Genomic DNA, 9454 nt, shown 5'->3' on the forward strand with positions numbered 1-9454 from the left:
CTCGTCGGCGTCAACGGCGCCGGCAAGTCGACCCTGCTGCGGCTGCTCGCCGGGCTCGACACCCCGGAGGAGGGCGAGCTGCGGCTCTCCCCGCCCACCGCCGCCGTCGGCCACCTCCCGCAGGAGCCCGAGCGGCGCGCGGGTGAGACCGTGCGGGAGTTCCTCGCCCGCCGCACCGGCGTCGCCGCCGCCCAGGCCGCCATGGACGAGGCCACCCAGGGCCTCGTCGACGGCACGCCCGGCGCCGACGACGCGTACGCGATCACCCTGGAGCGCTGGCTGAACCTCGGCGGCGCCGACCTCGACGAGCGCGCCGAGGAGGTCGCCGGCTCCCTCGGGCTCACCGTCGGCCTCGACCAGCCGATGACCGCCCTCTCCGGCGGCCAGGCCGCCCGCGCGGGCCTCGCCTCGCTGCTCCTCTCCCGCTACGACGTCTTCCTGCTCGACGAGCCCACCAACGACCTCGACCTCGAAGGCCTGGAGCGCCTGGAGGCCTTCGTGAAGGGGCTGCGCGCCGGTACGGTCGTCGTCAGCCACGACCGCGAGTTCCTCACCCGCACCGTCACCAAGGTCCTCGAACTCGACCTCGCCCAGCAGCAGATCACCCTGTACGGCGGCGGCTACGAGGCGTACCTGGAGGAGCGGGACACCGCCCGGCGGCACGCGCGCGAGGAGTACGAGGAGTACGCCGGCAAGAAGGCCGCCCTGGAGGCGCGCGGCCACATGCAGCGGTCCTGGATGACCCAGGGCGTCAAGAACGCCCGCCGCAAGGCCACCGACAGCGACAAGCTCGGCCGCAACGCCCGCAGCGAGGCCAGCGAGAAGCAGGCCGCGAAGGCCCGGCAGACCCAGCGCATGATCGAACGCCTCGACGTCGTCGAGGAGCCCCGCAAGGAGTGGGAGCTGCGCATGGAGATCGCCGCCGCGCCCCGCTCGGGCTCGGTCGTCGCGACCCTGCGCGAGGCCGAGGTGCGCCGCGGCGACTTCTCCTTCGGCCCCGTCACCCTCCAGATCGACTGGGCCGACCGGGTCGCCGTCACCGGGGCCAACGGCGCCGGGAAGTCGACCCTGCTCGCCGCCCTCCTCGGCCGTCTCCCGCTGGACTCCGGCGACGCGGTCCTCGGCTCGGGCGTCGTCGTCGGCGAGGTCGACCAGGCCCGGAAGCTGTTCCACGGCACGGAGACGCTCCTGGAAGCGTTCTGCGCGGCCGTGCCCGACACCGAGCCCGCCGAGGTCCGCACGCTGCTCGCCAAGTTCGGTCTGAAGGCCGTCCACGTGCTGCGGCCCGCCACCACGCTCTCCCCGGGCGAGCGGACGCGCGCCGCGCTCGCCCTGCTCCAGGGCCGGGGCGTGAACCTCCTCGTCCTCGACGAGCCGACCAACCACCTGGACCTGCCGGCCATCGAGCAGCTGGAGTCCGCCCTCGACTCGTACACCGGCACGCTGCTGCTCGTCACCCACGACCGGCGCATGCTCGACGCGGTCCGCACCACCCGCCGCATCGAGGTCGCCGACGGCAAGGTGACCGAGCTGTGAGCACGGACGCGTCCGTACGCGGTCCGCGGTGACGGTCTCCTTCGGCTGGGGGCCCGTCGAGGCGCGGGCCCTCGCCCCGGCGGCCGCCTGCGTGGTCGTGGTCGACGTGCTGTCCTTCACCACGGCCGTCGGTGTCGCCGTCGAGGGCGGCACCGCCGTCCTTCCGTACCGCTGGAGGGACGCCACGGCCGCCGCGCACGCGCGGGAGGAGGACGCCGTCCTCGCCGTCGGCCGGCGCGAGGCCACCGCGGCGCACCCCTGGACGCTCTCCCCGGCCGCCCTGCGCGCGGCCCCGAGGCCGCCGCGCCTGGTCCTGCCGTCCCCGAACGGCTCCACCATCGCGGCCGAGGCCGCCTCGGGCGGCGCGCGCGTCGTCGCCGCCTCCCTGCGCAACCACTCGGCCGTCGCCCGTCGGCTCGCCGACCGGGGCTACGGCACGGCGGACCGCCCGCTCGCCGTCATCGCCTCGGGCGAGCGGTGGCCCGACGGCTCGCTGCGCCCGGCGCTCGAGGACCTGCTGGGCGCGGGAGCGGTGCTCTCCGCTTTCGTGCGGACGCACACCCTGACCCCGGAGGCGACCGCGGCGGCCACGCTGTGGGACGCGACCGAGGACCCGGTCGCCGCCTTGCACGGCTGCGACTCGGGCCGTGAACTGTACGAGTACGGCTTTCCGCAGGACGTGGCCGTGGCCGCCGAGATCGACACCTCGGCAGTCGTTCCCGTCCTCGTGGACGGCGCATTCCAGGAGGCACCATGACCGACCTACTGACCCGGCTGACCGAGATGCTGGACGATCTGGACGCCGACGTGGACGAGACGATCGACCTCGCCGACGAGATCGCGTCCTCGGGCGACGCCGGTCTCCTGCCGCGCCTCCAGGCGGAGCTCGACCGCGCCCTCGTCGAGCAGAACGCCTACGCCCGGGAACTCCTCGGCGGCGTCCTCGCCGCCATCGGCGGCCCCGACACCCTCCCGGCCCTGATCCGCGCCTCCGCCGTCGACCTCGGGGACGACCAGGACGGCCTGGCCGCCGAGATCGTCGACCTGGTCCAGGCGGACCCGAAGACGGCCCGCCGTCTCCTCCAGCCGATGACGGAGGACGACGACCTGTCCGTCGCCAACCGCGCCGACTGGGCGCTGCGCTTCCTGCCGTGACGCGGACGCACGCGAAGAGGCCACAGCCCGGTGGGCCGTGGCCTCGTTCATGCGGACGCGGGGGTCGGCGGTCTACCAGAAGTTGCTGCAGTTGACCTTGCCCGTGCCGGTGTCCTTGAGGCACACGCGGTAGTAGTAGCTGCTGCCGCCGAGCATGTTGGACCAGTCGGAACCCGGGTCGGGGATCTTCACGGAGAGGCTGCGCTGGAAGTCGGTGCCGGCGCCCAGCCACTTCTCGACGTAGCCGTAGTGGTCCCACCAGTTGTCGGGGCCGTACGGGTCGGTGACGCGGACCCAGCCGGCCTGGCACGTGGCCGACCAGCGCAGCTCGGCCTTGTCGATGCCGTCGGAGACGGACACCTTGGTGACGGCGTCCTTGTCGCAGGCCTGGGAGACGGGGCCGAGGTTGTCGCAGCCGGAGCCGGAGCAGCCGGCGGCGTAAGAGGTGCCCGCGAGCGGGACGAGGGCCATGGTCATCGCGGCGGCGGAGACCCCCGCCACCTTCGCGATCGCGCGCTTCATCTGTTGTCGCCACCTCTGGGAGCAGGAACATGTCGCGGCCTTCCGCGGAGGCCGAAGATGATCTTGGTCCCTTGCTCTGTGCGCGTCAACGGAAAAAACGGACGACCTGCTTCTGCGGCCGGTGGACGCGAGTCGTCCCCGCACACGTCGATCGGTGTGTACGGGGACGACTCCGGAAGTACGGTCGGAAACCGCCTCCGACCTGCGCGTTCTATCGGCGCTTGCCGCCGCCCTCGCCGAGCAGACCGGCCTTGCGCAGGGCGTCCGCCATCGCGCTGTTCGCGGGCGCGGGAGCCGCCGAACGGTCCCTGCCGCCCCGGTCGTTCCGGTTGCCGCCCCGGTCCCCGCGGTCGTTCCGGTTCCCGCCCTCGGACCGGCGGCCACCGCCGCCCTGTCGCTGCTGCGGCGGCCGGCCGGAGCGCTCGCCCCGGTCGCGCTTGGGCGCACCGCCCTGGCCGTCGGCGCCCGGCTCGTCGTCGAGCCGCAGCGTCAGCGAGATCCGCTTGCGCGGGACGTCCACGTCCAGGACCTTCACCTTGACCACGTCACCGGGCTTCACCACGTCGCGCGGGTCCTTGACGAAGGTCTTGGACATCGCCGACACGTGGACCAGACCGTCCTGGTGCACACCGATGTCCACGAACGCGCCGAACGCGGCCACGTTGGTGACGACGCCCTCCAGGACCATCCCGGACGCCAGGTCGCCGATCTTCTCGACGCCCTCCTTGAAGGTGGCCGTACGGAACGCCGGACGTGGGTCGCGGCCCGGCTTCTCCAGCTCGCGCAGGATGTCCGTCACCGTCGGCAGACCGAAGGTCTCGTCGACGAAGTCGTCCGCCCGCAGCGAGCGCAGCGTGCCCGTGTCGCCGATCAGCGCCGCGACCTCGCCGCCGGTCTTCTTCGCCATCCGGCGCACCACCGGGTACGCCTCCGGGTGCACCGAGGAGGCGTCCAGCGGGTCGTCGCCGCCGCGGATGCGCAGGAAGCCCGCACACTGCTCGTACGCCTTCGGGCCGAGCCGCGCCACGTCCTTGAGCGCCTTGCGGGAGCGGAAGGGGCCGTTGGCGTCCCGGTGCGCGACGATGTTCTCCGCGAGGCCGGAGCTGATGCCCGAGACCCGCGAAAGCAGCGGCGCGGAGGCGGTGTTGACGTCCACGCCGACGCCGTTCACACAGTCCTCGACCACCGCGTCGAGGGAGCGCGAGAGCTTCACCTCGGCCAGGTCGTGCTGGTACTGGCCGACGCCGATGGACTTCGGGTCGATCTTCACCAGCTCCGCGAGCGGGTCCTGGAGCCGCCGGGCGATGGAGACGGCGCCGCGCAACGACACGTCCAGGTCCGGGAGTTCCTGCGAGGCGAAGGCGGAGGCCGAGTAGACCGAGGCGCCGGCCTCCGAGACCATCACCTTCGTCAGCTTCAACTCGGGGTGCTTGGCGAGGAGTTCGGCCGCCAGCTTATCGGTCTCGCGGGAGGCCGTGCCGTTGCCGATCGCGACCAGCTCGACCGCGTGCTCCTTCGCGAGCCGCGCCAGCTTCTCGAGCGCCTGGTCCCACTTGTTGGCGGGGACGTGCGGGTAGATCGTGTCGGTGGCGACGACCTTGCCGGTCGCGTCGACGACGGCGACCTTCACGCCCGTGCGGAAACCGGGGTCGAGCCCGAGCGTCGCCCGGGTGCCGGCCGGCGCGGCGAGCAGCAGGTCCCGCAGGTTCGCCGCGAAGACCCGGACCGCCTCGTCCTCGGCGGCCGTCCGCAGCCGCAGCCGCAGGTCGATCCCCAGGTGCACCAGGATGCGCGTCCGCCAGGCCCAACGGACCGTGTCCTGCAGCCACTTGTCCCCGGGGCGGCCCCGGTCGGCGACGCCGAAGCGACCCGCGACGATCCCCTCGTACGAGGAAGACCCCTCGGTCGGCTCCTCCGGTTCGAGCTCCAGACTGAGGGCGTCCTCCTTCTCGCCGCGCAGCATGGCGAGCACCCGGTGCGAGGGCAGCGCCGTGAAGGGCTCGGCGAAGTCGAAGTAGTCGGCGAACTTCGCTCCCGCCTCCTCCTGCCCCTCGCGCACCTTCGCCACCAGGCGTCCGCGGCCCCACATGCGCTCGCGCAGCTCGCCGATGAGGTCGGCGTCCTCGGAGAACTTCTCGGCGAGGATCGCCCGCGCGCCCTCCAGGGCCGCGGCGGCGTCCGCGACGCCCTTGTCGGCGTCCACGAAGGCCGCGGCGGCGGCCGCCGGCTCGACGGACGGATCGGCGAGCAGGCCCTCGGCCAGCGGCTCCAGACCGGCCTCGCGGGCGATCTGGGCCTTCGTCCGGCGCTTCGGCTTGAAGGGCAGGTAGATGTCCTCCAGGCGCGCCTTGGTGTCGGCGGCCCGGATGCTCGCCTCAAGGGCCTCCGTCAGCTTGCCCTGCTCGCGGACCGAGTCGAGGATCGCCGACCGGCGGTCCTCCAGCTCGCGCAGATAGCGCAGCCGCTCCTCCAGGGTGCGCAGCTGCGCGTCGTCGAGCATCTCGGTCGCTTCCTTGCGGTAGCGCGCGATGAACGGCACGGTCGAACCGCCGTCGAGGAGCTCGACGGCTGCCTTCACCTGTCGCTCGCGTACGCCGAGCTCCTCGGCGATCCTTGCTTCGATGGACGTCGTCACGGTGTCCCGACTCGCCTTCTCGTGCCTCAAGCTTGCGAGTGCATTCTGCCGGGTCGCTCACCCGTACGCGGTAACCGACCCGTCCCGCGCGCGTCCCCAGGGCCTGTTCAGCCCTTGCCGACCAGGTCCGCCGGGAAGGCGCCCGCGGCGGCGGCCGCGAAGAGGAAGCCCCGGCCCAGCTCGGTGAGGCGCTCGACCCCGGCCGCGCCCAGGTGCTCGTACGGGGCGGTGTCCAGCCGGTCGGTGTGGTCCTCCAGCTCGGCGCGCAGGGCCGCGCCCGACTCCGTCAGCTCGCCGTCGGCGCCGAGGAGCCCGCGCTCGCGCAGCCGCTCCGTGGCCGCCTCCCAGTCGGCGCGCCGCCAGCCGCGCGTGCCGAGGACCCAGCGCGGGGCCATGCCCTTGCCGGTGGCGGTGTGCGAGGCGAGGGCCTCGACGGGGTCGAGCCCTGCGGAGAGCAGCGCCGCGAGGTGACCGTCGCCCCGGTGCTCGCGGAGCAGGGTGGCGGCGTACCAGTACGCGAGGTGGGGCTGCTCGGGCACCGGCAGGTCGGCGTTGGCCGAGTAGAGCGGCCGGGCGTGCCGGGTGCAGGCCTCGGTGGCGCGCAGGGCGAGCTCCGCCGCCTCGGCCATCTCCGCGGAGGCGACGGCCTCGTCGCCGAGCAGCCGGCGCAGGGTCGCGTCGGCCGTCCGCAGCCGCGCGTCGAGGACCTCGGCGGGGGAGGCGGTCTCCCAGACGGCCGGGAGGTGCTGCGCGAGGAAGTCGTGGCTGTAGTTGTAGAAGGTCGCGGCGACCGTGCCCGCGCCGACCGCGCCGAGCGCCGAGCTCCGCGCGGCGAGCCGCATCGCGTTCGGGTCGGTGAATCCGAGGGCGCCGAACTCGCGGTCCAGGTCGGGCGAGAAGTACAACGTGGAGTGGATCGGGTTGAGGGCGTTGTGGCAGCGGCGGCCCGCGCGCGGGGGAAGAGCAGTCGTCATGGGACCGAACGTTACCGACTGGTCGGTACGACGGGAACAGCCGGACCGTGCAAGCCGTCGACATGGCAGAAAAGGTGGGTTCCCCGTCGTTGCGGACGCGGTGCGGCCCCGCCGAGGATGGAGCCGTGCCCCAGCGACCCGTCCTCGTCGTCCTCTTCGACGACGTCCAGAGCCTCGACGTCACCGGCCCCGTCGAGGTGTTCGCCGGTGCCGGACGTGCCGCCGGGGACCCGTCCGCGTACCCGATCCGCACGGCCTCCCTGGACGGCGGACCGGTCCGTACGCGCAGCGGGCTGCGACTGCTCCCCGACACCGCCCTCGACGACGCCGTCGCCGACGGGCCCCCGCACACCCTCGTCGTCCCCGGCGGCGAGGGCACCCGCGCACCCGACCCGGCCCTGATCGACTGGCTGCGCGTCCACGCCCCCGAGGCCGGACGCCTGGTCTCCGTCTGCACCGGGGCCCTGCTCCTCGCCGAGGCCGGGCTCCTCGACGGACACCGCGCCACGACCCACTGGAACGCCTGCGACCACCTCGCCCGATGCCACCCCGAGGTCGACGTGGACCCGGACCCGATCTTCGTACGGGACGGACGCCTTTCCACCTCCGCGGGCGTCACCGCGGGCATCGACCTGGCCCTCGCCCTCGTCGAGGAGGACCTCGGCCGGGACGTCGCCCTCACCGTCGCCCGCCACCTCGTCGTCTTCCTGCGCCGCCCCGGCAACCAGGCTCAGTTCAGCGCCCAGCTGTCCGCCCAGACCGCCCGCCGGGAGCCGCTGCGGGACCTCCAGGCCTGGATCACCGAGCACCCCGAGGCGGACCTCTCCGTCGGCTCCCTCGCCGCCCGCGCCCGGCTCTCGCCCCGCCACTTCGCCCGCGCCTTCCACGCCGAGACCGGCACCCCGCCCGGCCGCTACGTCGACCGGGTCCGGCTCGAACACGCCCGCCGCCTCCTGGAGGAGAGCTCGCGCGGCGTCGAGGAGGTCGCCCGCGCCTCCGGGTACGGCACGCCCGAGGCCATGCGCCGCGCCTTCCTGAAGGCACTGGGGACCGGCCCCGCGGAGTACCGCCGCCGCTTCCACGTGCCCGCCACCCGGCACTCACCCGCCACCTGAGAGGAACCATCGATGCAGATCGCCGTCCTGCTCTACGACCGCTTCACCACCCTCGACGCCGTCGGAGCGTACGAGCTCCTCGCCCGTCTCCCCGGAGCCGAGACCGTGTTCGTGGCCAAGGAGGCCGGTCCGGTCCGCAACGACCAGGGCAGCCTCGCGCTCGTCGCCGACCGGAGCCTCGCCGAGGTGCCGCGCCCGGACATCGTCCTGGTCCCCGGCGGTCCCGACGCGCGGGTGGCCATGGAGGACCCGGAGATCCTCGACTGGCTCCGCACCGCCGACGCCACCAGCACCTGGACCACCTCCGTCTGCACCGGTTCGCTGATCCTCGCCTCGGCGGGCCTGCTGAAGGACCGCCGGGCGACCACCCACTGGCTCGCCTTCGACGAACTGCGGGCGCTCGGCGTCGAACCCACCGGCGAGCGGGTCGTCTTCGACGGCAAGTACGTCACGGCCGCCGGCGTCTCCTCCGGCATCGACATGGCGCTGCACCTGCTCGGCCGGATCGCCGGGGACGAGACCGCCCAGACGATCCAGCTGCTCACCGAGTACGACCCGCAGCCGCCGTACGACGCGGGCTCCCCGGAGAAGGCCCCGGCCGCGATCGTCGCGCACTGGCGCGGACGGCCCGTCGAGTCGCTCCCGCAGGGCTGACTCAGAGCCCGTACGTGAAGCGGGGCGCGCGGCGCTCCAGGAAGGCGGCGACCCCCTCGGCGGTGTCGCCGCTGCCGCGTGCCTGCTCCGCCCAGTGGGCGTCCCGGTCGAGCCGTCCGTCGGCGAACTCCTTGGCCGCCGCCTGGGTGAGCAGCGAGCGGGAGGCGAGCAGCCGGGCGAACTCGGCCACCCGCTTGTCCAGCGCGCCCGCCGGGTGCAGCTCGTCCACGAACCCGGTCCGCAGGGCCCGCTCGGCGTCCATCAACTCGCCGGAGAACAGCAGGTACTTGGCGGGCGAGGGTCCGACGAGGGCGGTGAGCCTGCGGGTCGAGGAGGACGGGTAGACGATGCCGAGCTTCGAGGGGGTGATCCCGAAGCGGGCGCCCTCCTCGGCGAAGCGCAGGTCGCAGGCGGCGGCGAGCTGGCTGCCGCCCCCGACGCAGAAGCCCCGGACGGCGGCGATGCTCGGCTTGGGGAAGGCCGCGAGCGCCTCCTCGGCGCGTACCGCGAGCGTCTGCTGCTCGTCGCCGGGCTCCCGCAGCGTCGAGATGTCCGCCCCGGCGCAGAAGGTGTCGCCCTCGCCGGTGAGGACCAGGACCCGGACGGCCGCGTCGGCGGCGAGCCGTTCCAGGACGCCCGGCAGGGCGCGCCACATTCCGGCGCTCATGGCGTTGCGCTTGGCGGGGTTGGCGATGACGACGGTGGCGATCCCGTCCGTGACGCTTTCCTTCAGCTGCGGCTCCATGGGGCGGATGCTATCCGCCGGGCCCGAACGTACCCTCAGTAAGGGGGCGCTCCGAGGAGGCACCGGATGGCCGAGGAGGCCCACGACGCACCCGCCGGCCCGGACCCGGTCCGGGAGA

General features: G+C 73.8%; 9 protein-coding genes. 5 read left to right on the forward strand and 4 right to left on the reverse strand.

Translation table 11 applies throughout. From position 1 onward, the window contains the following. From CCN56_RS35350 to CCN56_RS35360, 3 genes are all read left to right on the forward strand, one after another. A partial coding sequence (locus tag CCN56_RS35350; RefSeq protein WP_086831872.1) for an ABC-F family ATP-binding cassette domain-containing protein occupies nucleotides 1–1536 on the forward strand: 1536 nt, incomplete at its 5' end. 28 nt (nucleotides 1537–1564) lie between these two features. Then, a complete protein-coding gene (locus CCN56_RS35355; RefSeq protein ID WP_086831873.1) occupies nucleotides 1565–2293 on the forward strand; it encodes a 2-phosphosulfolactate phosphatase in 729 nt (242 codons plus the stop codon). Continuing rightward, entirely contained in the window at nucleotides 2290–2691 is a 402-nt protein-coding gene (locus CCN56_RS35360; RefSeq protein ID WP_086831874.1) for a hypothetical protein, read from the forward strand. Before CCN56_RS35355 ends, CCN56_RS35360 begins: the two co-directional genes overlap by 4 nt. A 72-nt stretch (nucleotides 2692–2763) precedes the next feature. Here CCN56_RS35360 and CCN56_RS35365 read toward each other — a convergent pair whose 3' ends face one another. The 3 genes from CCN56_RS35365 to CCN56_RS35375 form a co-directional block, all read right to left on the reverse strand. Beyond that, nucleotides 2764–3213 carry a DUF2690 domain-containing protein gene (locus tag CCN56_RS35365; RefSeq protein WP_086831875.1) on the reverse strand — a complete coding sequence of 150 codons (450 nt, stop codon included), beginning with the start codon at nucleotides 3211–3213 and terminating at the stop codon, nucleotides 2764–2766. A gap of 211 nt (nucleotides 3214–3424) precedes the next feature. Then, a complete protein-coding gene (locus CCN56_RS35370) occupies nucleotides 3425–5848 on the reverse strand; it encodes a Tex family protein (RefSeq protein WP_086831876.1) in 2424 nt (807 codons plus the stop codon). Between the two features lie 107 nt (nucleotides 5849–5955). Then, nucleotides 5956–6822: a hypothetical protein gene (locus CCN56_RS35375; RefSeq protein WP_086831877.1), complete on the reverse strand. Its 867-nt coding sequence runs from the start codon at nucleotides 6820–6822 to the stop codon at nucleotides 5956–5958. Nucleotides 6823–6947: 125 nt separating this feature from the next. Between CCN56_RS35375 and CCN56_RS35380 the strand changes: the two genes are divergently transcribed. Further along, entirely contained in the window at nucleotides 6948–7937 is a 990-nt protein-coding gene (locus CCN56_RS35380) for a GlxA family transcriptional regulator (protein WP_086831878.1), read from the forward strand. Nucleotides 7938–7949: 12 nt separating this feature from the next. After that, nucleotides 7950–8591, forward strand: coding sequence for a DJ-1/PfpI family protein (locus tag CCN56_RS35385; protein WP_086831879.1), 642 nt, complete (start codon nucleotides 7950–7952; stop codon nucleotides 8589–8591). Between the two features lies 1 nt (nucleotide 8592). On the opposite strand, the gene CCN56_RS35390 is transcribed toward CCN56_RS35385, so the two are convergent. After that, nucleotides 8593–9336, reverse strand: coding sequence for an enoyl-CoA hydratase/isomerase family protein (locus tag CCN56_RS35390; RefSeq protein ID WP_086831880.1), 744 nt, complete (start codon nucleotides 9334–9336; stop codon nucleotides 8593–8595). Nucleotides 9337–9454 lie beyond the last annotated feature (118 nt).

The sequence above is a fragment of the Streptomyces sp. NRRL B-24572 genome (genome assembly GCF_002156145.1).
Taxonomy (GTDB): Bacteria; Actinomycetota; Actinomycetes; order Streptomycetales; family Streptomycetaceae; genus Streptomyces; species Streptomyces vietnamensis.